Raw genomic sequence first — 24,733 nt, forward strand, 5'->3', positions numbered from 1 at the left:
GTTTAATTTCCGACCAGTCAACTTGTTTGGTCAGTTCGGAAGTTATTCTTTGGTGCAAACGGAAAAAGTACAAGCCAGCACTCTTTGCAAAGTATTGGCAATGTGCTTTTGCACTTTAATTATCAACTTTTCTGGTTCTTTGCTTCGATCCACTGCGCCATGTATTGAGTGCTTTTATGCAAGTGGTGACGCAACATGCTGCCAGTAAAGTTGGCGCGACGTAATGCTGACAAGTTGTCGCGGCAATATTGCAGGCGAGCGATCAGCGCCGGGCCGTGATCAGTCTGCCGATAGCGCGCATTCAACAACGCGACGCCGGCCTGCTGTGCATCAGCCCAGCGCAATCTGTCTTCGTGCAGCGCCACAGCGGTGTCGGCCAGGGCCTGGGCCGACTGAGCCACCGCACCGGGCCAGGGCAATGCGCCGCCCATGCCTTCGGCGCCGATGGGTGTCGTGACATTGGGCGTGCCGCAGAGCATCGCATCGACGATCTTGCCCTTGATCCCAGCGCCGAAACGCAAAGGCGCCAGGCAAACCCTGGCTTGCGACATCACTTGCAGCGCATCTTCTGCCCAGTTCATCACATGAAACCCCTGCGCCGCGTTGTGCAGGGCTGTGGCCTTGGGCGGCGTATAGGCACCGTAGATATGCAGTTGGGCGCCGGGCAATCGCTGGCGGATCAGCGGCCAGACGGCGGTCTTCATCCACAGCACGGCGTCCCAGTTGGGCGCGTGACGGAAGTTGCCGATACTCAGAAAGTGCGCCCGCTCTTCAAAGGGGACGAACGAATCGCGCGGTGGTTCGAGCATCAGCGGGCACCAGTGCAGCAGGTCGCCAGGGACTTGAAACTGTTCGACCAGCAACTGAATTTCAACTTCGGAAATCATCAGATTCAGATCGCAGCGATACAACGCGGCGATTTCCCGTTTGGCCAGGTCAGTGTCGGCCATCAACTCGAACTCTTCGCGCAGCGCCGGGGCGAACAGGGCGCTGAAGTCCTGATTGTCCGGGTCGTCTTTCAAACGTTCCTTGAGCCGTTGGTGGCGGGCGTGGCGCAGGCTCTGCAGGTCGGACGTCTCCAGTACGCGCAAGGCATTCGGGCATTGCTTTTCGACGCGCCAGCCGAACTGCTCTTCCATCATGAACTGGTCGAACAGCACGATATCCGGGGCCAGTTCACTGATGAAACTATCGAAGCTGCTGTTGTTGAGTTCGATCGGCACTTCGCGGATGCCCAGCGCGGTCAGGTCAGCCTTGTGCTCGCCCGGGCCGGCCGGGCTGCTGAAGGTGATGTCCCAGCCTTGCTGCAAAAACGTCTCGAGGATCTGCATCACATGCCCGCTGGCTGCCGAAGAGCGCGGTTCGGGCCAGACGTAACCGATGACCAGAACTTTGGTGGCGGGTGATGCAGTCATTGACGGGGGTTCCTTGCAGGCAGGCGGCTAAAAATGGCGCGCAATTAGAGCACATCTGCAGCCGCTGCCGGATCAAGGCCAATCACTTGGTCAGAATGCCCTTGACCTTGTCACGCAATTGATCGATGGAGAACGGTTTGCCGATCACATGCATGCCCGCAGGTACGTCGATGTTTTCGGCGTAACCGCTGGCGAACAGAACGGGCAGGGTGGAGCGCAGTTCACGTGCCTTGCCGGCCAGTTCACTGCCTGTCATGCCCGGCAGGCCGTAGTCAGTCATCATCAAGTCGATAGCCTTGCTCTGATCCCCGAGAATCTCCAGCGCAGACTCGCCGTCATCGGCCTCCAACACACTGAATTCCAGCTCCTCGAGCACATCGACGATGAGCATGCGTACGATGTCGTCGTCTTCTACTACAAGGATGGTGGACTCTGGGGTGGACATAGGGATAGCTCTCAAGAAATGAAATCGGAACGGCGACCGGTCGAAAATGCCGGGCTCTTGCATGAGTAAGTGGCGCATGGCCACAAGTTCCCGAGCGGGTACAAAAAGATTAGCTGCAAATCGGGGCGGCAAGGATACCCGTTGCCTGATCGGGAAGTGCAGCAAATGTAGGAAATTGCCACCATGGCAGTGAGAAAAATGGATCCATAGTACCGTTTTGGGGCAAACTCCCGGGTTTCGACAGTTCGACAAGGCTGCCCCATGTCCACTCGGTCTACAGTTGACGAAACACGGTTCCGTAAACTCCTGACGCGCAACATCAGTCTGCCTTTGGGCGTCGGCGCGATCAGTGCAGTGTTTTTCATTTCGCTGATCACCTATTTGCTCTCGGTGATCCAGTGGGTGGAACACACCGACCGGGTGATCAATAACGCCAATGAAGCGGTGAAACTCACCGTTGATCTGGAAACCGGCATGCGCGGCTTCCTGCTCAGCGGCGACGAGCACTTCCTCGACCCGTACGAGACCGCCAAGCCGCGGATCAACGTGGCGCTCAATACCTTGCTCGAACTCACTGCCGACAATCCGATCCAGACCGACCGGTTGCGGCGTCTGCAGGCCTTGCAGACTGAGTGGAGCAACTACGCGCAATCGATGATCGATCTGCAGCGCTCCAGCGGTGACTACCGGGGCGCGGTCAAGGCCGGGCGCGGCAAGCGCCTGACCGATGAGATCCGCAAGCAGTTCGAAGACGTGATCGACATGGAGCAGCAGTTGCGCACCACGCGCAACGAAGAGGTGCGCCGTACCACGATCTGGAGCATCACCTTATACCTGCTGTTCATCGCCGCGATCAGCGGTTTGCTCGCGTATGTCGGTCGCCGCGATCTGGTCAGCCTGTCGGACAGCTACAGCGCCAACCTTGCGGCGCAGCAAGCCAGCGCCGAGCGTCTGGAGCGCCAGGCGTGGATGCGCAGCGGCCAGACCGAACTGGCGGAACAGGTGCTGGGGCAACTGACGCTTAACCTGCTGGGGCGCAACATCCTGCAGTTCTGCGCACAATATCTGGGCACTGCGGTGGCGGCGCTGTACGTACGCGAAGAACACGGCGGCCTCAAGCGCGTGGCGTCCTATGGATTCTCCCGCGAACAGGAAGAAAAAGATCAGCAGATCTACAGCGGCGAAGGCATCGTCGGCCAGGTTGCCCAGCAGGGGCAACTGATTCGTCTGGATTCCGTCCCCGCCGACTACTTCAAAGTCAGCTCCGGCCTGGGCGCAGGTCTGCCGCACAGTGTGCTGGTGGTGCCGACCAGTGATGATGACCGGGTCAACGGCGTGATCGAACTGGGCTTCCTGCGCCCGCTCACCGACCGCGATATCGATTTGCTGGAACTGATTGCCGGCAACATCGGCACCTCGATCGAAGCGGCGCGTTATCGCCAGCGTCTGCAGGAAGTGCTGGCCGAAACCCAGCAGCTCAACGAAGAGTTGCAGGTGCAGCAGGAAGAGCTGAAAACCGCCAACGAGGAGTTGGAAGAACAGTCGCGGATTCTCAAGGAATCCCAGGCGCATCTGGAAACCCAGCAAGTCGAGCTGGAGCAGACCAACGAGCAACTGGCCGAACAGGCGCAGACTCTGGCCGAGCAGCGCGACGCCATGGACCAGAAGAACACCGAACTCAATCAGGCTCAGGTGCAGCTCGAAGAACGCGCCGAAGAACTGCAGCGTTCGAGCAAGTACAAGTCCGAATTCCTCGCCAACATGTCCCACGAACTGCGCACGCCGCTGAACAGTTCGCTGATCCTCGCCAAGTTGCTGGCCGAGAACCCGCAGGACAATCTGACGGCCGAGCAGGTCAAGTTCGCCGAGTCGATCTATTCGGCGGGCAACGATCTGCTGAACCTGATCAACGACATTCTCGACATTTCCAAGGTCGAGGCCGGCAAGCTGGAAGTGATCCCGGAAAACACCAGCGTCGCGCGGCTGGCCGACGGCCTGCGCAGCGTGTTCGAACCGCTGGCGGCGGATAAGCAACTGACGTTCAGCGTTGAGTTGCAGCCGGATGCGCCGATCATGCTGTACACCGATCGCCAGCGTCTGGAGCAGGTGATCAAGAACCTGCTGTCCAACGCCGTGAAGTTCACCGAACACGGCGCGGTCAGCCTGACCATCGCCGGCCAGCCGAACGAACGCATTGCATTCATCGTGCGCGATTCGGGGATCGGTATCGCTGCAGATCAGCAGGAAAGCATCTTCGAAGCGTTCCGTCAGGCTGACGGCACCACCAACCGCAAGTACGGTGGCACCGGTCTGGGCTTGTCGATCTCGCGTGATCTGGCGGCCTTGCTCGGTGGCTCGATCAGCGTCAGCAGCGCGCCGGGGCAGGGCAGTGTGTTTACCCTGGTGCTGCCGCAGCAATACAGCGAGCCGGGTGACAGCCCTGCGATCCCGCTGACCTTCACGCCGCCGGTATCGGCCCCGGCCCCGGTGGTGCAGCCGCCATCGATCGCGGTGTCGCCGCTGGCGCCGGTGCACATCCCGCGTTTTGCCGATGACCGTGGCAAGGCGCCGTTCGCCACGCGCTGCATTCTGGTGGTGGAAGACGAGCCGAATTTCGCCCACATCCTTTACGACCTGGCCCACGAACTGGGTTATCAGTGTCTGGTGGCGCACGGAGCGGATGAAGGTTATGACCTGGCCCGCGAGTTCGTGCCGGACGCGATCCTGCTCGACATGCGTCTGCCGGATCACTCCGGTCTGACCGTGCTGCAACGCCTGAAAGAACACGCCGAAACCCGGCACATCCCGGTGCACGTGATCTCGGTCGAAGACCGCGTTGAAGCGGCGATGCACATGGGGGCGATCGGTTACGCAGTCAAACCGACCACCCGCGAAGAGCTCAAGGACGTGTTCGCCCGTCTCGAAGCCAAGCTGACCCAGAAGGTCAAGCGCGTGCTGCTGGTCGAAGATGACGATCTGCAACGCGAAAGCATTGCCCGCCTGATCGGTGACGAGGACATCGAAATCACCGCGGTCGGTCTGGCGCAAGACGCGCTGGAGAAACTGCGCACGACGATTTACGACTGCATGGTGATCGACCTGAAATTGCCGGACATGCTCGGCAACGATCTGCTCAAGCGCATGTCGACCGAGGACATCTGCTCGTTCCCGCCGGTGATCGTCTACACCGGCCGCAACCTGACCCGCGATGAAGAGGCCGAGCTGCGCAAATATTCGCGCTCGATCATCATCAAGGGCGCGCGCTCGCCGGAACGCCTGCTGGATGAGGTGACACTCTTTCTGCACAAAGTCGAATCGCAGTTGTCCCATGAACGGCAGAAGATGCTCAAGACCGCCCGCAGCCGCGACAAGGTCTTCGAAGGCCGCAAGGTGCTGCTGGTGGACGACGATGTGCGTAACATCTTCGCCCTGACCAGTGCGCTGGAGCACAAGGGCGCAGTCGTGGTGATCGGCCGTAACGGTCGCGAAGCGATTGATAAGTTGAATGAAATCGAGGACATCGACCTGGTGCTGATGGACGTGATGATGCCGGAGATGGATGGTTTTGAAGCCACCATTGAAATCCGCAAGGATCCGCGCTGGCGCAAACTGCCGATCATCGCAGTGACCGCCAAGGCCATGAAAGACGATCAGGAGCGCTGCCTGCAGGCGGGCGCCAACGATTATCTGGCCAAACCGATCGATCTGGATCGCCTGTTCTCGTTGATTCGCGTGTGGTTACCGAAGATGGAACGCATTTAGTGGATAGCAGTCACTCCGCGGAGCGCAACAGCGAAATCGAATTACGCCTGTTGATTGAGGCTATCTACCTCAAGTACAGCTACGATTTTCGTGATTACTCGGGCGCTTCGATCAAGCGCCGGGTGCAGCACGCCTTGAGTCAGTTCGAATGCGCGACGATCTCGGCGTTACAAGAGAAAGTCCTGCACGATCCCACGGCGTTCATGCAGTTGCTGCAGTTGCTGACGATCCCGGTCAGCGAGATGTTCCGCGACCCGTCGCACTTCCTGGCAATCCGCAAGGAAGTGGTGCCGCTGCTGCGCACCTATCCGTCGCTGAAGATCTGGATCGCCGGGTGCAGCACCGGTGAGGAGGTCTATTCGATGGCGATTCTGCTGCGCGAAGAAGGCCTGCTCGACCGTACGATCATCTACGCTACCGATATCAATCCGCGCTCGCTGGACAAGGCCAAACAGGGCATTTTCTCGATGGAGAATGTCCGGGCCTACACTGCCAATTACCAGCAAGCCGGCGGTCAGCGTTCCTTTGCCGATTACTACACCGCAGCCTATGGCTACGCGATCTTCGACAAGAGCCTGTGCGAGAACGTGACCTTCGCCGATCACAGCCTGGCGACGGACAGCGTGTTCTCCGAAACGCAGTTGATTTCCTGCCGCAACGTACTGATTTACTTCAACAAGAAACTTCAGGACCGTGCCTTCGGTCTGTTTCACGAATCGCTGTGCCACCGTGGCTTTCTGGTGCTGGGCAGCAAGGAAACGCTGGATTTTTCCGGTTACTCGAATCAGTTCGAACCGTTGGTCAAACAAGAACGGATCTACCGCAAATTATGAACGATGCCGTGGATTTGCCTCGTGTCGAGGCCATCGTGGTCGGTGCTTCAGCCGGTGGGGTTGAGGCCCTGCTGACTCTGCTCGCGCCGTTGCGCCAGGGTTACGTGTTGCCGATCATTGTGGTGCTGCACCTGCCGGAGGAGCGGCGCAGTCAGTTGGCCGAAGTGTTCTCCCGGCGCCTGATGCTGCCGGTGGCAGAGGCGACCGACAAGCAAGACATCATGCCCGGCACGGTTTATTTCGCCACGCCCGGGTATCACCTGTCGGTGGAGCAGGATCGCAGTTTGTCGCTGAGTCTTGAGGACCGCGTACACCATTCCCGACCTGCCATCGACTACTTGTTTGAGTCCGCCGCTGATGTTTACGGCGAAACCCTGGCTGCCGTGTTGCTGACCGGCGCCAATCACGATGGCGCTCGCGGCCTGGCGCAAGTCAAGCAGCGTGGCGGACTGACCATCGTTCAAGACCCGCAGGACGCACAGGTCGCCACCATGCCTCTGGCTGCGCTGAAAATTCAGCAGCCTGACCATGTCCTACCCATTCACGGCATCGGCCGTCTGCTTGTCGAGCTGGAACGAATCGCATGCTGAGTAATATCCAGGCCAAATTGCTGATCGTCGACGATCTGCCGGAGAACCTGCTGGCCCTCGAAGCGCTGATCAAGCGCGAGGACCGCACGGTGTACAAGGCGCTGTCGGCGGACGAGGCACTTTCGCTGCTGCTGCAACACGAGTTCGCCATGGCCATCCTCGACGTGCAGATGCCGGGGATGAACGGCTTCGAGCTCGCCGAGTTGATGCGCGGCACCGAGAAAACCAAGAACATTCCGATCATTTTCGTCAGCGCCGCCGGCCGTGAACTGAACTACGCGTTCAAGGGCTACGAGAGCGGGGCGGTGGACTTCCTGCACAAGCCGCTGGATATCCACGCGGTGAAGAGCAAGGTCAACGTATTCGTCGACCTGTACCGCCAGAGCAAGGCCATGAAACAACAGGTCGAAGCCCTGGAGCAGGCGCGTCGCGAGCAGGAAGCGCTGCTGCAACAACTGCAAAGCACGCAACTGGAGCTGGAGCAGGCGGTGCGTATGCGCGATGACTTCATGTCAATCGTCGCTCACGAAGTGCGCACGCCGCTCAATGGCCTGATACTCGAAACCCAGTTGCGCAAGATGCACCTGGCGCGGGACAACGCCGCGGCGTTCACTCTCGACAAGATGCACGCGATGGTCGATCGCGACGAGCGCCAGATCAAAAGCCTGATCCGGCTGATCGAAGACATGCTCGACGTCTCGCGTATCCGCACGGGCAAGCTGTCGATCCGGCCGAATCGTTTCGACCTGACGCAACTGGTGAGCAACCTGCTGCAGAATTTCGCCCAGCAGATAGAGGCGGCGGAGACCGAAGTGTCGTTCACCGCGCCGCAGCCGGTGGAAGGTTACTGGGACGAATTTCGCATCGAGCAGGTGGTCTCCAATTTGCTGACCAATGCCTTGCGCTACGGTGGCCGCAGCCCGATTCAGGTGCGCGTGTACCGTGAAGGCGACGAGGCGCGGGTTGAGGTTCAGGACCGTGGCATCGGCATCAGCGAAGAGAACCAGAAGCGCATTTTCCAACAGTTCGAACGGGTTTCCGCCAAGACGGTAGTGGCTGGTCTCGGGCTGGGTCTGTTCATTTCCGAGCAGATCGTCGCCGCCCATGGCGGTTCCATCGTCGTCGAGAGTCAAATCAACGAAGGCGCCCTGTTTCGCGTTTGTCTGCCAATCCAGGAAAACGGCATATCCGACGCAACCTCTGAGTGACCGCACGGTCGTATCAGCAGCTATTGACCGAACAAAGGCTTCCCATGAGCGTAGATGCACAAGATGTAGTACTCGTCGTCGAGGACGAACCGGTTATCTTGATGGTGCTGACAGATTACCTGTCGGGGCAGGGGTACCGCGTGTTGCAGGCCGAAAACGGCGAGCAGGCGTTCGAGATCCTCGCGAGCAAGCCGCATCTGGACATGCTGATCACTGACTTCCGCCTGCCGGGCGGGATCTCCGGCGTGCAGATCGCGGAGCCGGCAGTAAAACTGCGCCCGGATCTGAAGGTGATCTTCATCAGCGGTTACCCGCAGGAAATCCGCGAGACCGGCAGCCCGATCACGCGCAAGGCGCCGATCCTGGAAAAACCGTTCGATCTGGACGTGCTGCAGGAAAAGATTCAGGAATTGCTGGCCTGATCTATAGCGGCTGATGCTCCCCATGTAGGAGCTGCCGCAGGCTGCGATCTTTCGATCTTAAAAAACAAGATCAAAAGATCGCAGCCTGCGGCAGCTCCTACAGTCGTTTTGGGGGATCAGTTCTGGATCATCTCGCGGACTTTGGCGGTCAGCAGATCGAAAGTGAACGGTTTGGTGATCATCTGCATGCCCGGGTCGAGGAAACCACCGCGCACTGCCGCGTGCTCGGCATACCCAGTAATGAATAACACCTTCAGCCCCGGCCGATACTGCCGGCCGATTTCCGCCAGTTGCCGGCCGTTCATGCCTGGCAGGCCGACGTCACTGATCAGCAGGTCGATGCGCTGTGTCGAGTTGAGGATCGGCACGGCGCCGTCGGCATCGCCGGCTTCGACAAACGCATAACCCAACTCACTGAGCACCGCGCTGACCAGTACGCGTACGGCAGGGTCGTCCTCGACGATCAACACGGTTTCGCCATCCATTGCTTCCGGGGCCTGCTGAGCATCGGACACCGGATGCTCCAGCTCTTCGCCGCGAAAGCGCGGCAGGTACAGTTTGACCGTGGTGCCCTGATCGATTTCGCTGTCGATCGAGACGTGACCACGAGACTGCTTGCTGAAGCCGTAAATCATCGACAGACCCAGCCCGGTGCCCTGGCCGATCGGCTTGGTGGTGAAGAACGGATCGAACGCGCGGCTGACCACGCTCTGGGCCATGCCACTGCCGTTATCGGTGACGCTGAGCATCACGTAGTCGCCGGGTTCGAGATTCGGGTAGGCCTCGGTGAATTCCGGCTTAAGCACCTGATTGCTGGTTTCGACCACCAGTTTGCCGCCCTCGGGCATTGCATCGCGGGCGTTGAGTACCAGGTTGAGCAGGGCGCTTTCCAGTTGATTGGGATCCGCTTCGGCGATCCACAACTGGTCGTTGAGGCGCATGTCCAGCTGGATACTTTCGTTGAGGCTGCGCTGCAGCAGCTCGCCCATCGACAGCACCAGTGTGTTCATCTGCACGGCTTTGGAGTCCAGCGATTGCCGGCGGGAAAACGCCAGCAAACGGTGGGTCAGGCCGGCCGCGCGGTTGGCTGAAGTGACACCGAGATCGATCAGGCTGTCGAGGTCATCAAGGCGTCCGCGAGCCAGACGCCGGCGCAGCAGTTCAAGGCTGCCGATAATCCCGGTGAGCATGTTGTTGAAGTCGTGAGCGATGCCGCCGGTCAACTGACCGACCGCTTCCATTTTCTGTGACTGGCGCAGGGCTTCTTCGTTGTGGCGCAGTTGCGCGGTGCGTTCCTCGACCTGTTGCTCAAGGGTTTCCAGGGTCGATTGCAGTCGGCGTTCGCTTTCACTCAAATCGATCAGGCGGTCGCGGGCTTCGTACTGTCGTCGTCGCCCGCGCAGGGCGGTGGAGACCAGACTGACCAGGGTCGCCGGATGAAACGGGCGCTCAAGGAACGTGACGTTGCCCAGCAGTTTGCTCAGGCGCGAGGAGGGGCCCGGTTCCGGGCCGCCATGGTGGGTCAGCAAGACGATCGGCAGATCCGACCAAGCCGGTTGCTGTTCCAGAAAGTGCAGGAGCGTTTCCAGCTCGGGGCCGCGCAGGGCTTCGGTGGCAATTAACAAAAGTCCGGCGCCAGGCTCCAGTTCTGCGCACAGCGCGCCCAGATCCGGGGTGATGACGCCGCCGTAACCCGCCTCATTGAGGATCATCAGCGCCACTTGGCTGTCCCGGCCCATGGGCGCCAGAATCAGCGCCCGTTCCGGCAGTGATACGGAGGCTGTCACAAGGTTTCTTCCCGCAACAGCGGATTGCTCGCGCCGAGGTAAGTCGGCACGCCACGCAACACACCCTGGAACGCTTCCAGTGGTTCGCCGATGGTCATGCCCTGGCCCGAAATGCGGTATTCACGGATGGTCGATTCGTGGCTGCCGGTACGTTTCTTGATGATGGAAATGGCTCGGCGAACTTTGCCGATGGCTTCGAAGTAGCGCAGCAGGATCACCGTGTCGGCCAGGTAAGTGATGTCGACCGGCGCCTGCATGTCGCCGACCAGGCCATGCTGGGCAACGGTCATGAAGGTTGCCGCGCCTTTGCGGTTCAGATACAGCAGCAACTCATGCATGTGCAGCACCAGCGCGTTTTCTTCCGGCATCGCGGCCTGATAGCCGTTGATGCTGTCGATTACCACGGTCTTGATGTTGCCTTCGTCTACGCAACGACGCACCCGGTGCGAGAACTCGCCGGGGGACAGCTCGGCGGCGTCCACTTGATCGATCAGCAGGTTGCCGGTGGCTTGCAGGGCCTTGAGGTCGATGCCGATGTTTTTCATGCGCTCGAACAGCAAGCCCAGCTCTTCATCAAAGATGAACAGCGCCGCTTTTTCGCCCCGGGCCACTGCCGCAGCGGCGAAGATCATCGAAATCAGCGATTTGCCGGTACCGGCCGGGCCAAGAATCAGCGTGCTGGAGCCGGTTTCGACCCCGCCGCCGAGCAAGGCATCCATTTCCTGAATCCCGCTGCTCAATTGCAGGCGCGGGTAGTCGCTGCGGTGTTCGGCGGCGACCAGTCGTGGGAACACATGGACGCCGTCGCCCATGATGGTGAAGTCGTGGTAACCGCCACGGTATTTCTGGCCGCGATATTTGACGATGCGCACGCGGCGGCGCTCGGCGCCGTAATTGGGCGTCAGTTCTTCGAGGCGGATCACCCCGTGGGCGACGCTGTGCACGGTCTTGTCGAGCGACTCGGTGGTCAGATCGTCAAGCAGCAGCACGGTGGCGTCGTAACGCACGAAGTAATGTTTGATCGCCAGAATCTGCCGGCGGTAGCGCAGCGAACTCTGCGCCAGCAGGCGGATCTCCGACAGGCTGTCGAGCACCACGCGGGTCGGTTTGAAACGCTCGACCACTTCGAAAATCTGCTTGGTGGCTTCGCCCAGCTCAAGGTCGGACGAGTACAGCAGGCTTTGCTGATGCTCGGCGTTGAGCAGACTCTCGGGCGGCGTCAGCTCGAAGATTTCAATGTTCTCGTTCAGCTCCCAGCCGTGGGAGGCCGCGCCTTGACGCAGTTCACGCTCGGTTTCCGACAGCGTGATGTACAGACAGCGTTCGCCGGCACGGGCGCCCGCCATCAGGAAATGCAACGCGACGGTGGTTTTGCCTGTACCGGGTTCACCTTCGAGCAAAAACACATGCCCTCGGGACAGACCACCGGCGAGGATGTCATCCAGGCCAATGATGCCGGTGGCGGCTTTTGCACTGATCAACTCGTTGGACGTAGACAAAGAATGCCCTCTCATGACTAGGGGAATCGAGGCAGCAGGCTGTATCAGCCGTTGTGCTCTACCTGATTACTTGACCGCTGCCAGTCATGACGGTTCCGATGTTTCGATATCAAAATGTCATTGAATCAGCGGGTAAGGGCTCAGAGTCCCTGCTGTAACGCCGGGTCATCAGGGTTCATCTGCTCCAGTTGCGCGAGCAGAATCTGCACGTTCTGCAACTGGCCGCTTTCCTTCCAGTAATTGATCAGCAGCACTCGCGCCTTGCGGTCGGCTGGGTGACGCTGGACGACTTCCTGCAACTGCTTTTGCGCCGCTTCCAGCTCTTCGGCAGCGTGCAGGGTGGTGGCGAGGTCGTAGCGGTAATCCTTGTTGTCAGGCTCAAGTTCCACCGCTTTGGACAAGCCGAGCAGGGCGAATTCACGCTGGCCGTGGTGCAACAGCCACAGTCCGAGCGCGTGTTGCAGGTAGGCGGAATCCGGTTGCGCCTGCAACTGTTTGGCGAGCAACTGGCGGGCGGCGTCGCTCTGACCCTGGCGGTCGAGGACATCGATCTGCATCACCAGTGCCGGCAGGTTGCCCGGTTCCAGCCGCAGGGTGTTGTCCAGCGCTTGTTGGGCCTGTTTGAGTTCGGCGTTGTGCAGATACAGGCGTGCCAGTTGCGCATAGGTGGCGGCGCTTTCCGGCTGTCCCTTGAGTGCTTGTTCCCAGCCATCGATCGCCTGCTGCAGCGGGGCGAAATACAGCCCCAGTTCATCCGGCGTCAGACCGAGCAGGGCGTTGATCGCGGCGAACCGTACGTTTTGGTCCTCATCGTCGAGCATCGGCCCGAGCAGCAGACTGCGTTGCCCGCCGGGCACCAGTCCGACCACACTTTGAATCGCTGCCAGCCGTACTTCGGGGGCTTCGTTCTGCAGATGGGCATCGGCCAGTTTTAGCGCTTGCGGGCTCGGATAGTTGGGCAGCTCGGCCAGCAGCCAGACACTGCGTTTGACCGACAGGTCCGGGCGACCCAATTGCTGATACAACTGTCGCGCGGCTCCCGGCTGACCGGAACGGGCGGCCGTCAGGGCTTCGCTGTAGCCGCGCTTGATCGCTTCCGGCACCACCGGGGCGGTGGAGCGCAGGGATAACCAGGCGATGACGACGAGCAGCACAAGGCCAAGGCTGATAAGCAGGTAGCGGCGGGACTGAGGCATGCAGATTTCCGTGAACTGGCGTTCTATAGCAGAACGGCAAGCTTCGACCAGCGAGGGCCGTGAGTCAAACCCCGTGCATGCGAATCGCCCTACAACATCTGTCGATTCAGTTACCCATCAGGCATTCGATGCAGAGTCTACGCTTGCAGGAGTCGCTTCGATGAGAGCCCCCATGCAAGCCCTGCGCAATTATTTCCAGGTCGTGATCCATCCCGGTCAGGCTGTCCTGCTGTTTGCCCTGCGCACCATTGCCGCCGGGCTGTTGACGCTGTATCTGGCGTTTTTGTTCGATCTCGACCAACCCAAGTGGTCGATCATGGCCGTCGTGATTGTCAGCCAGCCGTTGGCCGGCATGGCGCTGGCGCGTAGTTTCGGTCAAGTGATTGGCACCACGCTGGGTGCTGCGGTGGCGGTGTTGATCATGGCGATATTCCCGCAGGCGCCGCTTCCGTTCATCACAACGCTGGCACTGTGGCTGGCGCTCTGCACCGCGGGCGGCACGTTGCTGCGCTATACCAGTTCTCAGGCGTTTGTGCTCAGTGGTTATACCGCCGTGGTGGTGGCATTGCTGGCCATTCCCGACCAGGATGGCACCTTTCTGCTGGCTGTCACCCGCGTTACCGAAACCTTGCTGGCCGTAGCGTGCGTCTGCGTGGTCAGCCTGCTCACTGCGCGTCCGGAAGCAGTTGCCAAAGGTTACTTCGCCAAGGTCGATCAGGTGATCAAACTGGCTGCCAGTCACTCCGCTGCGGTGATTCGCACAGAAGAAAGTGAAGCCGACTTTCAGCGCCGTCAGATGCAGTTGCTCGGTGAAATCAGCGCGCTCGAAGGGTTGCGCCGCCATCTGTATTTCGATGCCCCACGGTTGCGCGGTGCCGACAATCTGGTGCTGCTGTTGGGTAATCAACTGATGTTGCTGACCTCGCGTTTGACTGCATTACGTCATCAGCGCGAATTGCTCACCGAACGTTGGGAGGGCGATCTTCCTCTGGACGTACAGCGCTTGCGTGCAGAAGAGCTCGCACTTCTCGACCAGTTGGCGCAGTTGGGCCGAGCGCTGCCCGCCGAGCGGCGGCATCAATTCATCACGCTGCAGCAGCAGTTTGAAGCCTTGGCGTATGAGGCCGAACAACTGACCGAAGACATGAGCGCTATCCTGCGTTCGCTGGCGTGGGCGTTACGCTGGGAGCAGGCGCGGCTGTTGCAGCAACTGGAGCAGATTCTGGAGTTGAGTGATGCCATTCAGGAAGGGCGCGAAGCCAGTTGTCTGTATCGCGGTCAGGCCAGCCCGCTGCATCTTGATTTCACACTGGCTTCAATGAACGCCATCCGCGCCTTTACCGCATTACTGGTAGCCGGGTTGATCTGGATCGAAACCGCCTGGGATGGCGCGCGGGGCGGGATGATTCTGGTGGGGATTCTCTGTTCGCTGATGGCGACATTCCCGCGGCCACTGATGGCCGCGCAGAGTTACGCGCGTGGGTTGGGACTGGCACTGGTGGTCTCGGCGTTCTATCAATTCATGCTGGTGCCGACCATCAGTGATTTCGAGCCATTGGCGTTGATGCTGGCACCGCTGCTGTACGTGATCGCTGTCGGTTTGGCGAGCCCGACGACCGCGGGCATTGGTATGGGCCTGGGGTTGTCGAGTTTCCTCCTGCTCGGCCCACAGAATGTCGGCACCGGGCAGAACACTGCAATTCAATGGTTCGAATTCGCCGGCGCCTATGTCAGCGCGGCGATGCTCGCTTTGATGGTCTATGCATGGATTTTCCCGTTCCGTCCGGCATTGCGTCTCCGCCGCTTTTATAACGAGGCGCGTGAGCAAGTTTATGAACTGACCAAAAAACCGGCCACCGATGAACAGCAATTCGCTTTCGAAAGCCGTATGGTCGACCGACTGACCAGCATGCTTGGCTTGCTGCCGGCCGTGAGCGAGCGCGCCATGCAGCTGCTCTATGAAATCAGTCTGGCGTGCGTCGCATTGGGCGTAGCAATGCATCAACTCCGGCAGCAGGCACAGAACAATGCACTGCTGAGGGACGCGTTCAGCCAGCAATTGGCTTCGGCGCTGCGCAAGACCGGCCGTTTTGTGGCCGGGCGCCAGCACGTGCAATTGCAAGCGTTGTTGACCTCGCTCCAGCTATTGGGTGATGAGCTGGACGAGTTGCACGTCGCCAGCCACGAACATTTGTGGTCGGTGTTTCGCATGCGCGTGGCGCTGTTGATCGTCGTGTCTTTCCTGAAACGCCACGGCGAATACCTGCAACGTAACGTCTCGGAAGGAGAACCGGCCCTTGCCCATTGATTTCGAAATGGGTGGCGTTTATCTGCCACCCATTGCCCAGGCCCTATTGCTGGCGATACCGATATTTATGCTCCTGGACTGGTGTTTGCGACGTCTGGGTGTGTTGCGACTGGTCTGGCACGAGGCGCTGTTTGAGGGCGCCTTGTATGCATGCGTTTGTGCCTCGCTGATTTTGCTGATGGGAGCCTGATGCCTTGAAAGTGTTACTCGCTCGAACAACGACATTAGCGGTGGTGTTGCTGGCCATCGTGCTTGGCTGGTTTGCCTGGGAGCATTACACCCGTGCGCCTTGGACGCGGGATGCGCGGGTGAGGGCGGATGTGGTGACGCTATCAGCCGATGTTTCCGGGCGTATCGTCAGCCTCGTGGTGCAGGACAACCAGCATGTCGACAAGGGGCAATTGCTCATGGAGATCGATCCGGCGCGCTACAGCCTGGCAGTCGAGCATGCGCGGCGTTCGGTCGAGGTGGCGAAGGCGACGCTGGGTCAATCACAGGCATCCATCGTCGCCAGTGAAGCGCTGCTCAAACAACGCCAGAGCGAAGAGCGGCGCCGGCGTACGCTCAAGCAGGGTTTTGCAATTTCCGGGGAAGAATGGGAGAAGTCCAATACCGATGTGGCGGTGGCTCAGGCTGATCTGTTGCGCAATCAGGCCAATCTCGGGCTGGCCGAGGCCAATGTGCAATTGGCGATTGCTGCACTGACTCAGGCGGAACTGGACTTGCAGCGTACTCGTGTCGAATCGCCGGTCAGCGGTTACGTCACTAATCTGCTGACCCGACAGGGTGATTACGCGGTTGCGGGTGGTGCACTGCTGGCACTGGTCGACAGCGATTCGTTCTACGTCAGCGGTTACTTTGAAGAGACCAAATTGCCGCGAATCGAGGAGGGGGACCGCGTGCGCGTGCAGTTGATGAGCGGAGAAACCTTTGGTGGCTCGGTCCAGAGCATCGCCTTTGCCATCGCCGACCGGGAAAACGCCACGGGTGGCCGACTGCTGGCCAATATCAATCCGAGTTACACCTGGGTGAAGCTGGCGCAGCGGGTGCCGGTGCGCATCGGCATTGATGGTGACTATGCCGGCAAGAATCGATTAAGGGCCGGTACGACAGCCACTGTCACTGTTCTGGAAGCGCAAAACCATCAGGCCAAAAAAAGCCCCGCGACCGAATGATACGCGGGGCAAAAAAATTGGTTGGTTGCGGCCAACCAAAGGAGCTCTTTAACAACTATTACTTACTGGCGACGGTTTCCGGCTGCCAGCCACCACCCAAGGCCTTGTAGATCGCGACGATGCCGCGATACAGATCAACTTCGGCCTGTGCCTGGCTGTCTTCGGCATTCAGGCGTTCGCGCTGAGCATCGAGCAGCACGAGGAAGTCGGTGGTGCCTTCGCGGTAGCGGATTTCCGCCAGATCGGCAGCCTTGCGGCTCGATTCACTCTGACGAATCAGCGAGATCAGCCGTTGCTGACGCTTGCCGTAATCGCTGAAGGCGTTTTCCGATTCTTCCAGCGCCAGCAACACCTGTTGCTCGTAGGTGGCGAGTGCGCCTTCGGCGTCGGCATCGGCGCCGCGCAGACGCGCGCGCACGCTGCCCAGATCGAACGCCGCCCAGGTGATGCTCGGGCCGAGTGCCCAGGCGTTGGCCGCAGAGGAGCCGATCTGCGAACCACGCCCGGCCGTCCAGCCGAGGAACCCGCTGAGGCTGACCCGTGGAAACAGATCAGCCTTCGCCACACCGATTCGCGCGGTGGCCGAGGCCAGTTTGCGTTCGGCGCTGAGGATGTCCGGCCGGCGTTGCAGCAGTTCACCCGGATCGCCGATCGGCAGGGCCTTGGCAATCGCCGGCAAGTCTTTCGGGCTCAGATCCACGGTCAGTTTGTCGGGACGTTCACCCAACAGAGTGGCGATGCGGTTTTTCTGCCGAACCTGTTCCGCCTGCAATTGCGGCACGCTGGCTTCGACCGAGGCCAGACGCGCATCGGCACGTTCGACGTCGAGCTGATCGCCCACGCCGGCGTCACGCAGGCTGATGGTGATCTTGCGCGACTCCTGCTGGTTCTCCAGGTTGGCCACGGCGATCTTCTCGCGCAATTGCGCACCGCGCAGTTGACCGTAGGCGTCCACCAGTTCGGCAATCATGGTGACTTGCAGTTGGTACAGATCGGCTTCGGCCGCCTGCTGGTCGGCGTCGCTGGCTTCCAGATTGCGCTGGATACGCCCGAACAGGTCGAGTTCCCAGGCCATGTCCAGCCCCAGGTCGTAGCGTTCGCTGTTGACCCGTTTGGTGGTCTGGCCGGGGATTTGCCCCTTGGCCAGATCACTGCTCGCGCGGCTGGTGATGGTCGGCATCGCATCGTTGCTGACGTCGTCGCGGATCGCCCGGGCGGCTTTCCAGCGGGCGAACGCCACGCGCAGTTCACGGTTGCCTTGCAGCGATTGCGTCACCAACTGGTTGAGGGTCGGGTCGTCGAATTGCTGCCACCAGATGCCTTCGAACTTCGAACGGTCAAAGTTCTTCTGACCGGCAGCGCCGTCGGTGGCGGTCGTGATGTTGGCCGCCTCCGTCGCCGGGGTCTTGTAGTCAGGGCCGACGGCGCAGGCGCTCAATGCCAGCACCAGCAGACTCGGCAGGAAGACTTTCAGACTCATTATTGCGCCTCCAGTGGCTTTTGAAGAGCTTGCGCCTTGGCCGCTTTGCGGGCTTCGCCACGCTCGACGAAATTACGGATCAACACGTAGAACACTGGCGTCAGCAACAGACCGAAGAAGGTTACCCCGAGCATCCCGGAGAACACCGCCACACCCATCGCGTGACGCATCTCGGCACCGGCACCGCTGGAGAACACCAGTGGCACCACACCCATGATGAACGCGAAGGAGGTCATCAGGATCGGCCGCAGACGCAGGCGGCAGGCTTCCAGTACCGCAGCCAGCGGATCGAGACCTTCCAGCTGTTTATCCTTGGCGAACTCGACGATCAGAATCGCGTTCTTGCACGCCAGGCCCACCAGTACGATCAGGCCGATCTGGGTGAAGATGTTGTTGTCGCCGCCGGAGACAATCACCCCGGTGATGGCCGACAGCAGGGTCATCGGTACGATCAGGATCACCGCCAGTGGCAGGCTCCAGCTTTCGTACTGCGCCGCGAGCACCAGGAATGCCAACAATACGCAGAGCGGGAACACGAACAGCGCGGTGTTACCGGACAGAATCTGCTGGTAGGTCAGGTCGGTCCACTCGTAGGTCATGCCGTTCGGCAATTCATCCTTGAGCAGTTTCTCGATGGCTTTTTCGGCCTGGCCGGAGCTGTAGCCGGGGGCTGCCGCACCGTTGATTTCCGCAGTGATGAAGCCGTTGTAGTGCATCACGCGATCCGGACCCGAGGTGTCGCTGACCTTGATGAAGGTCGCCAGCGGGATCATTTCGCCCTTGTTGTTGCGCACTTTCAGTTGACCGATCTGGTCGGATTCGAGGCGGAACTGTTGCTCAGCCTGAACGTTGACCTGATAGGTGCGTCCGAAACGGTTGAAGTCGTTGGCATACAGCGAACCCAGGTAAATCTGCAGGGTGTCGAAGATGTCGCTGACGGCCACGCCGTGGGTCTTGGCCTTTTCGCGGTCGATGGCGGCATCGACCTGGGGTACGTTCACGGTGTAGCTGGTGAACAGCCCCGCAAGCTCAGGCACGCTGTGGCTCTTGGTGATGATGTTCATCGTCTCTTTGTACAGCTCGTCGTAGCCCAGGTTGCCCCGGTCTTCGATTTGCAGACGGAAACCGCCAATGGTGCCCAGACCTTGTACCGGCGGAGGCGGGAAGATCGCCATGTACGCTTCCTGAATGTTCGCGTACTGACCGTTCAAGGCCCCGGCGATGGCACCGGCGGACATGCTCGGGTCTTTACGCTCGTCGAACGGTTTCAGGGTCACGAACACGATGCCGGCGTTCGGGCTGTTGGTGAAGCCGTTGATCGACAGGCCCGGGAACGCTACGGCGCTTTCCACGCCCGGCTGTTTCAGCGCCAGGTCGGACATGCGCTTGATCACGTCTTCGGTGCGATCCAGGCTCGCGGCGTCCGGCAGTTGCGCGAAGGCCACCAGGTATTGCTTGTCCTGGCCAGGTACGAAACCGGTCGGTGTGCTGGAGAATCCGAAGAACGTCAGCACCATCAGGCCTGCATACAACAGCAGGGCGATGCCGCTGCCACGGATGACCCGGCGCACAGTACCGACGTAACCGTGACTGGCCTTTTCAAAGAAGCGGTTGAACGGACGGAACAACCAGCCACCAAAGATCTTGTCGAGCACTTTGGAGAAGCGGTCTTTCGGCGCGTCATGACTTTTCAGCAACACAGCGGCCAGCGCTGGCGACAGGGTCAGCGAGTTGAACGCGGAGATCACGGTCGAGATCGCAATGGTCAACGCAAACTGCTTGTAGAACTGCCCGGTGAGGCCGGAGATGAACGCCGCCGGAACAAACACCGCACACAGCACCAGCGCGGTTGCGATGATCGGGCCGGTCACTTCACGCATCGCTCGCTTGGTCGCTTCGACCGGGGTCAGTCCGAGCTCGATATTTCGCTCGACGTTCTCCACCACCACGATGGCGTCGTCGACCACGATCCCGATCGCCAGTACCAGGCCGAACAGCGACAGGGCGTTGAGCGAGAAGCCGAACAGGTGCATGACTGCAAACGTACCGATCAACGATACCGGCACCGCCACCAACGGAATGATCGAGGCGCGCCAGGTCTGCAGGAACAGGATCACCACCAGCACCACGAGGATCAGCGCTTCGAAGAGGGTGTGAACCACCGCCTCGATCGAGCCGCGTACGAAGATCGTCGGGTCATAGACGATGCTGTAGTCCATGCCTTGCGGGAAGCCTTTCTTCAGCTCTTCCATCTTGCCGCGAACTTCGTTCGAGATATCGATGGCGTTGGAGCCTGGACGCTGGAAGATCGGGATCGCTACAGCGGGCTGGTTGTTCAGCAGCGAACGCAGGGCGTACTGGCTGGAACCCAGCTCGACGCGCGCGATGTCCTTCAGACGAGTGATTTCACCGTTATCGCCTGCGCGAATGATGATGTTCTCGAACTCTTCTTCAGTGACCAGACGGCCCTGAGTGTTGACCGACAGCTGGAAGCTCTGGGCATTCGGGGCAGGGGGCGCACCGAGTTGACCGGCAGCGACCTGACGGTTCTGTTCACGAATTGCGGTCACCACGTCGGTGGCGGTCAGGTTGCGCGAAGCAGTCTTGTTCGGATCGAGCCAGACCCGCAGCGAGTAGTCGCCCATACCGAACAGCTGCACGTCACCGACACCACCCAGGCGCGCCAGCTCATCCTTGATGTTGAGGATCGCGTAGTTGGACAGGTAGAGCATGTCGTAGCGTTTGTCCGGCGAGGTCAAGTGCACAACCATGGTCAGGTCGGGCGAGGCTTTGTCGACGGTGATACCGATGCGCGTCACTTCTTCGGGAAGTTTCGGCTCGGTCCGGGTCACCCGGTTCTGCACCTGCACCTGCGCGTTGTCCAGGTCGGTGCCCAGAGCGAAGGTGATGGTCAGGGTGATCTTGCCGTCGGCGGTGGACTGCGAGGACATGTACAGCATGTTCTCGACGCCGGTGATGGCTTGCTCCAGCGGAGCGGCCACGGTTTCACCGATGACTTTGGGGTTGGCGCCCGGGAAGTTGGCACGCACCACCACGGTCGGTGGCACGACTTCCGGGTATTCGCTGATCGGCAGCTGGAACAGCGAGATCGCACCGGCGATCAGGATCAACAGCGAGAGCACCGCTGCGAAGATCGGCCGTGAAATGAAGAATTGGGAAAAATTCATCGGAGTTGTCGTCCCTTAACCGCGTGGGGTCGTAGCGGCCAGCTTCACAGCCGTACCCTGTGCACCTTTGGCGGGTGCGACTTTGGGCAGGTTGCTGGCTTCCAGCGCTTGACGTTGTTGAGCCAGAGCGGCAATGGTCTGCTCGCTGGCCATCGGGATCACTTCAGGGGTCACCGGCGAACCCGGACGTACCCGCTGCAGACCCTTGACGATGATCGTGTCGTCCTTGTTCAGACCGCTGCGCACAATGCGCAGGCCTTCGATCTTCGGCCCCAGTTCGACGGCGCGGTAAGCGGTCTTGTTGTCCGCATCCATCACCAGCACGAACTTCTTGCCCAGATCGGTACCGACCGCTTCGTCGTTGATCAGCATGGCGTTGTAGGTGCCGCTGCCGACCAGTTTCAGACGTGCATACAGGCCAGGGGTGTAGGTGCCGTCGCTGTTGTCGAACACCGCACGACCACGGATGGTGCCGGTTTTCGGGTTGACCTGGTTGTCGACGAAGTTCATCTGACCGAGGTGCGGATTGCCGTCCTCGTTGGACAGGCCCATGTACACCGGGGTAGTGGCGCCACGTTGGCCGTTGCGGGCGAGTTGGGTGTATTTGAGGAACACACGCTCGTCGGCGTCGAAGTAGGCGTAGACCTTGTCGGTGGAAACCACGCTAGTCAGCGGGGTGGTGTCGGCAGTCACCAGGTTACCGGCGGTGATCTCGGCACGGCTGACGCGGCCACTGATCGGTGCGGTGACGCGGGTGAAGCTCAGGTTCAGCTTGGCCAGATCCAGTTGCGCCTGCAGGGCGCCGACGGCGGCGCGGGCTTCCTGGGCAGCGCTGGTACGCGAATCGGCCAGTTCAGCGGAGATCGCGTTGCTCGCACGCAGACGTTCGCCACGCCCGGCTTCGTTTTCACTGCGAGTGGCATTGGCGCGGGCCTGGGCTACCAGGGCTTCGAGGCGGCGCACTTCAGCCTGGAAAGGACGCGGATCGATCTGGAACAGCAGGTCGCCTTTCTTGACCAGCGCACCTTCGGTGAACGCCACCTCGTCGATCTGGCCAGAGACCCGAGGACGAATCTCAACAGTTTCCGGCGCTTCGAGGCGCCCGGTGAATTCGTCCCACTCGTTGACCGGTTGTTCCAGCACCTTGGCCACGCTGACTTTGGCAGCGGGCAGGGTGGCGGCAGTCTCCGGAGTCTTGCCGCAAGCGCTCATCACCAGCACGGCCAGCATGGCCAAGGGGAAGCGCAAATGTTTGAGTGACTGTTCCATGGAATCATCCGCCAATGTATTGAAGATGGGCGGATGATGCTCGGCAGGCTGTGATGGCACGAATCGAATGAAGCAAAGGTAACTATCATTCGGAATGATATAAGACCGATTCGAGCCCTCTAGCATGCACCTTTCGTTAGGGGGCTATCAATCTTTTCAACGCAATTCTGTGTTGCTGCCAATGCAATGATCGATATTGACGACGAGACAGGATCAGCAGCGAAACCTCTTACTTCCTCGGCATGGTCGAGCGCTTCACCGGTCTTTTGCTGCTCAACAGGCGTCGCGCAGCATGTACCGCGCGCTCGGAGAGCATTTCCATGCGCGGTGATTGCAGCGCCCACGCATGCCAGTAAAGCTCGACATCAGTGAAATGCCCCGGCGCGACATCCACCAGTTCCCGACTTTTCAGCAAATCGCTGACCTGCATGTGCGGCACCATTCCATAACCCAGTTCACGGCGTATGGCTTTGAGGCGTGCCTCCGGAAGTGACAGGTAGTGCGTGGGATAAGCGTCTGCGGTAAGACCGAAACGCGACTGCATGAAATCCGACTGCAAGGTGTCCTTGCGCGAATAGGCGAATACCGGCGCCTTACGTGCAGTCGCGCGAGTCAGGCCCTTGGCAAACCAGCGCTGCTGAAACGCGGGCGATGCGACCAACTGATAGCGCATCGACCCCAGCAACTCGGCAAAACATCCCCGCATAGGCTGTGAACGCGTGCCGATGCAGCCAATAACCTGACCACTTTCCAGCAAGGCATAGGTGTGATCCTGATCGTCGACCACAACGTCGAGCAAAATATTCTCGCTGACGAAGATCTCGGCCAGTGCCGGAAAGAACCAGGTCGCCAGCGTGTCGCCATTGACCGCAATCACCACGCGCAGGTGATCCTGTTCATCGCCGCTCAGCTCGTTGAGCAGTTCCTCTTCAAGCACGGTTGCACGGCGCAGATAGAGCATCAGTTTTCTACCCGCCAGCGTCGGCTCGCACGGGCGCCCGCGCACCACAACCGAGCTGCCCAGACGCACTTCAAGGGCGTGTATGCGTTGCGACACCGCCGACGGCGTCACGTTTAGCCGTTCCGCAGCCTTCTCGAAACTGCCGCTGTCGACCACGGCGAGGAACGCCTGCATCTGTTTTGCGTCGAGTTGCATGGCTGTCGCTCTGGATAAGTATTTCTAATCTTTGCTGAAAGATACTGCGTTTTTCTTCACTTAAACATATGGCTGCTCAATCATTGCTCTGCGGTGACAGTGAGCGGCTTCAACCTGCACAACACACTGCACCGGGTGTCATCCGAACTTTCGCATGACAGCAATGAGGCTTGATTCATAGAGAAGGGTGGGCGTGATGAGCAATCAAATATCCAGCGTCCGATACTGGCCATGAAACTCAATATGATCATCGCTGTGAGCGCAATTGCATTGGTCGGCAACTATGTCTGGCAGTCCCATGACCTGAAACTCGGTCCCTACGAGTACCAGGTCTCGGCAAAGACACTGCAGTCCCGACACACGCACTCCGAGGCCCGTCGGATGTCCCTTGATGGCGCCGAGAAAAAATGTGCATCGCTCGGCAAGCAGATCGACGTGTTTGACGTGCAATCGCGCCTGCCGCTCGATCCTGCGAATGAAGTAACCAATGTGACATTCGTCTGCAAGTAAGCAGCCCTTAATGAATCGGCGGTACACACTATGAAATTATTGATGATTGCGTTGTTTGCGACGCTGTTGAGCGCCTGTGTGACATCTGTGCAGGACTGGTCCAGGCCCGGCGCCAGTGCTGCTGTTATCCAGCACGATAAAGCTGAATGCCAGTATCAGGCCAAGGCCGCGACCGCCAGCTACCATTCAACCCCGGCAGCGAACGATAAAACCCACGGCATGGGCAGCGCCGTGGGTGACGGGATTGTCATAGCGGAGAAACAGATCGACCTGACCAATGACTGCATGCGCGTTAAAGGTTACTCGGGACAGTGAACAAGGCAGATTGATTGATCAAGACCTCGTATGCTCTACCGCATTGGACCCGATCAGTGTGGCTTGACCCTATGATGGTGCGTCCCCTGAACGTCGACACATTCGGCAATCGGTATCAAGACACCGACAGATGGGCACAGATCGCTTGCGTACAATTACGCGCGATCATCAAAGA

The 24,733-nt window shown here is 59.8% G+C and carries 19 protein-coding genes; 10 read left to right on the forward strand and 9 right to left on the reverse strand.

Annotation, left to right across the window (positions count from 1 at the left end; genetic code table 11):
• Nucleotides 1–122: 122 nt before the first annotated feature.
• Nucleotides 123–1,415 (reverse strand): glycosyltransferase, encoded by a 1,293-nt coding sequence (locus tag KCG87_RS07685; RefSeq protein ID WP_134786468.1) that lies wholly within the window; start codon nucleotides 1,413–1,415, stop codon nucleotides 123–125.
• Nucleotides 1,416–1,497: 82 nt separating this feature from the next.
• On the reverse strand, nucleotides 1,498–1,860 hold the full coding sequence (locus tag KCG87_RS07690; protein ID WP_135295868.1) for a response regulator: 363 nt from the start codon (nucleotides 1,858–1,860) through the stop codon (nucleotides 1,498–1,500).
• A 261-nt stretch (nucleotides 1,861–2,121) separates the two neighbouring features.
• On the opposite strand from KCG87_RS07690, the gene KCG87_RS07695 reads away from it, so the two are divergent.
• From KCG87_RS07695 to KCG87_RS07715, 5 genes are read left to right on the forward strand one after another with little or no spacing between them, the layout of a single operon-like run.
• Nucleotides 2,122–5,622: a response regulator gene (locus KCG87_RS07695; RefSeq protein ID WP_134786467.1), complete on the forward strand. Its 3,501-nt coding sequence runs from the start codon at nucleotides 2,122–2,124 to the stop codon at nucleotides 5,620–5,622.
• Complete coding sequence (locus tag KCG87_RS07700; protein ID WP_027612745.1) at nucleotides 5,622–6,455, forward strand: protein-glutamate O-methyltransferase CheR; 834 nt, start codon at nucleotides 5,622–5,624, stop codon at nucleotides 6,453–6,455. The genes KCG87_RS07695 and KCG87_RS07700 overlap by 1 nt, the downstream gene beginning before the upstream one ends.
• The gene (locus tag KCG87_RS07705; RefSeq protein ID WP_097087405.1) at nucleotides 6,452–7,045 is read left to right on the forward strand and encodes a chemotaxis protein CheB; all 594 of its coding nucleotides are present in this window, start codon (nucleotides 6,452–6,454) and stop codon (nucleotides 7,043–7,045) included. The genes KCG87_RS07700 and KCG87_RS07705 overlap by 4 nt, the downstream gene beginning before the upstream one ends.
• Nucleotides 7,039–8,253: a hybrid sensor histidine kinase/response regulator gene (locus KCG87_RS07710; RefSeq protein ID WP_027612747.1), complete on the forward strand. Its 1,215-nt coding sequence runs from the start codon at nucleotides 7,039–7,041 to the stop codon at nucleotides 8,251–8,253. The genes KCG87_RS07705 and KCG87_RS07710 overlap by 7 nt, the downstream gene beginning before the upstream one ends.
• A gap of 44 nt (nucleotides 8,254–8,297) precedes the next feature.
• Nucleotides 8,298–8,675: a response regulator gene (locus KCG87_RS07715; protein WP_003225116.1), complete on the forward strand. Its 378-nt coding sequence runs from the start codon at nucleotides 8,298–8,300 to the stop codon at nucleotides 8,673–8,675.
• 116 nt (nucleotides 8,676–8,791) lie between these two features.
• Here KCG87_RS07715 and KCG87_RS07720 read toward each other — a convergent pair whose 3' ends face one another.
• From KCG87_RS07720 to KCG87_RS07730, 3 genes are all read right to left on the reverse strand, one after another.
• Complete coding sequence (locus tag KCG87_RS07720; RefSeq protein WP_210557214.1) at nucleotides 8,792–10,462, reverse strand: ATP-binding protein; 1,671 nt, start codon at nucleotides 10,460–10,462, stop codon at nucleotides 8,792–8,794.
• Nucleotides 10,459–11,961: an ATPase domain-containing protein gene (locus KCG87_RS07725; RefSeq protein ID WP_098964109.1), complete on the reverse strand. Its 1,503-nt coding sequence runs from the start codon at nucleotides 11,959–11,961 to the stop codon at nucleotides 10,459–10,461. Before KCG87_RS07725 ends, KCG87_RS07720 begins: the two co-directional genes overlap by 4 nt.
• A 140-nt stretch (nucleotides 11,962–12,101) precedes the next feature.
• Nucleotides 12,102–13,157 (reverse strand): tetratricopeptide repeat protein, encoded by a 1,056-nt coding sequence (locus tag KCG87_RS07730; RefSeq protein ID WP_027612750.1) that lies wholly within the window; start codon nucleotides 13,155–13,157, stop codon nucleotides 12,102–12,104.
• A 160-nt stretch (nucleotides 13,158–13,317) separates the two neighbouring features.
• Between KCG87_RS07730 and KCG87_RS07735 the strand changes: the two genes are divergently transcribed.
• The 3 genes from KCG87_RS07735 to KCG87_RS07745 are packed head-to-tail and all read left to right on the forward strand — an operon-like array spanning nucleotide 13,318 to nucleotide 16,640.
• Complete coding sequence (locus KCG87_RS07735; RefSeq protein WP_246881676.1) at nucleotides 13,318–15,465, forward strand: FUSC family protein; 2,148 nt, start codon at nucleotides 13,318–13,320, stop codon at nucleotides 15,463–15,465.
• Nucleotides 15,455–15,655 carry a DUF1656 domain-containing protein gene (locus KCG87_RS07740; protein ID WP_027612752.1) on the forward strand — a complete coding sequence of 67 codons (201 nt, stop codon included), beginning with the start codon at nucleotides 15,455–15,457 and terminating at the stop codon, nucleotides 15,653–15,655. Before KCG87_RS07735 ends, KCG87_RS07740 begins: the two co-directional genes overlap by 11 nt.
• 4 nt (nucleotides 15,656–15,659) lie before the next feature.
• A complete protein-coding gene (locus KCG87_RS07745) occupies nucleotides 15,660–16,640 on the forward strand; it encodes an HlyD family secretion protein (RefSeq protein WP_210557213.1) in 981 nt (326 codons plus the stop codon).
• A gap of 58 nt (nucleotides 16,641–16,698) precedes the next feature.
• Here KCG87_RS07745 and KCG87_RS07750 read toward each other — a convergent pair whose 3' ends face one another.
• From KCG87_RS07750 to argP, 4 genes are all read right to left on the reverse strand, one after another.
• Nucleotides 16,699–18,120 carry a TolC family protein gene (locus KCG87_RS07750; protein ID WP_027612754.1) on the reverse strand — a complete coding sequence of 474 codons (1,422 nt, stop codon included), beginning with the start codon at nucleotides 18,118–18,120 and terminating at the stop codon, nucleotides 16,699–16,701.
• Nucleotides 18,120–21,308, reverse strand: coding sequence for an efflux RND transporter permease subunit (locus tag KCG87_RS07755; RefSeq protein ID WP_098964106.1), 3,189 nt, complete (start codon nucleotides 21,306–21,308; stop codon nucleotides 18,120–18,122). Before KCG87_RS07755 ends, KCG87_RS07750 begins: the two co-directional genes overlap by 1 nt.
• 15 nt (nucleotides 21,309–21,323) lie before the next feature.
• Nucleotides 21,324–22,577 carry a multidrug efflux RND transporter periplasmic adaptor subunit MexE gene (gene mexE / locus KCG87_RS07760; protein WP_210557212.1) on the reverse strand — a complete coding sequence of 418 codons (1,254 nt, stop codon included), beginning with the start codon at nucleotides 22,575–22,577 and terminating at the stop codon, nucleotides 21,324–21,326.
• Between the two features lie 229 nt (nucleotides 22,578–22,806).
• Entirely contained in the window at nucleotides 22,807–23,733 is a 927-nt protein-coding gene (gene argP, locus KCG87_RS07765) for an HTH-type transcriptional regulator ArgP (protein WP_210557211.1), read from the reverse strand.
• A 231-nt stretch (nucleotides 23,734–23,964) separates the two neighbouring features.
• On the opposite strand from argP, the gene KCG87_RS07770 reads away from it, so the two are divergent.
• Together KCG87_RS07770 and KCG87_RS07775 are read left to right on the forward strand one after the other, a co-directional pair.
• Nucleotides 23,965–24,243 (forward strand): hypothetical protein, encoded by a 279-nt coding sequence (locus tag KCG87_RS07770; protein WP_210557209.1) that lies wholly within the window; start codon nucleotides 23,965–23,967, stop codon nucleotides 24,241–24,243.
• A gap of 30 nt (nucleotides 24,244–24,273) precedes the next feature.
• A complete protein-coding gene (locus KCG87_RS07775; protein ID WP_210557207.1) occupies nucleotides 24,274–24,558 on the forward strand; it encodes a hypothetical protein in 285 nt (94 codons plus the stop codon).
• Nucleotides 24,559–24,733 lie beyond the last annotated feature (175 nt).

This window comes from Pseudomonas sp. MWU347 (assembly GCF_017947305.1).
GTDB lineage: Bacteria > Pseudomonadota > Gammaproteobacteria > Pseudomonadales > Pseudomonadaceae > Aquipseudomonas > Aquipseudomonas putida_A.

Bases quoted from the DNA above. Each gene is read 5' to 3' on its own strand.
- KCG87_RS07685 (WP_134786468.1), bottom strand. From the start codon at position 1,415: ATGACTGCATCACCCGCCACCAAAGTTCTGGTCATCGGTTACGTCTGG.
- KCG87_RS07690 (WP_135295868.1), bottom strand. From the start codon at position 1,860: ATGTCCACCCCAGAGTCCACCATCCTTGTAGTAGAAGACGACGACATC.
- KCG87_RS07695 (WP_134786467.1), top strand. From the start codon at position 2,122: ATGTCCACTCGGTCTACAGTTGACGAAACACGGTTCCGTAAACTCCTG.
- KCG87_RS07705 (WP_097087405.1), top strand. From the start codon at position 6,452: ATGAACGATGCCGTGGATTTGCCTCGTGTCGAGGCCATCGTGGTCGGT.
- KCG87_RS07710 (WP_027612747.1), top strand. From the start codon at position 7,039: ATGCTGAGTAATATCCAGGCCAAATTGCTGATCGTCGACGATCTGCCG.
- KCG87_RS07715 (WP_003225116.1), top strand. From the start codon at position 8,298: ATGAGCGTAGATGCACAAGATGTAGTACTCGTCGTCGAGGACGAACCG.
- KCG87_RS07730 (WP_027612750.1), bottom strand. From the start codon at position 13,157: ATGCCTCAGTCCCGCCGCTACCTGCTTATCAGCCTTGGCCTTGTGCTG.
- KCG87_RS07735 (WP_246881676.1), top strand. From the start codon at position 13,318: ATGAGAGCCCCCATGCAAGCCCTGCGCAATTATTTCCAGGTCGTGATC.
- KCG87_RS07750 (WP_027612754.1), bottom strand. From the start codon at position 18,120: ATGAGTCTGAAAGTCTTCCTGCCGAGTCTGCTGGTGCTGGCATTGAGC.
- KCG87_RS07755 (WP_098964106.1), bottom strand. From the start codon at position 21,308: ATGAATTTTTCCCAATTCTTCATTTCACGGCCGATCTTCGCAGCGGTG.
- mexE (WP_210557212.1), bottom strand. From the start codon at position 22,577: ATGGAACAGTCACTCAAACATTTGCGCTTCCCCTTGGCCATGCTGGCC.
- argP (WP_210557211.1), bottom strand. From the start codon at position 23,733: ATGCAACTCGACGCAAAACAGATGCAGGCGTTCCTCGCCGTGGTCGAC.
- KCG87_RS07770 (WP_210557209.1), top strand. From the start codon at position 23,965: ATGAAACTCAATATGATCATCGCTGTGAGCGCAATTGCATTGGTCGGC.
- KCG87_RS07775 (WP_210557207.1), top strand. From the start codon at position 24,274: ATGAAATTATTGATGATTGCGTTGTTTGCGACGCTGTTGAGCGCCTGT.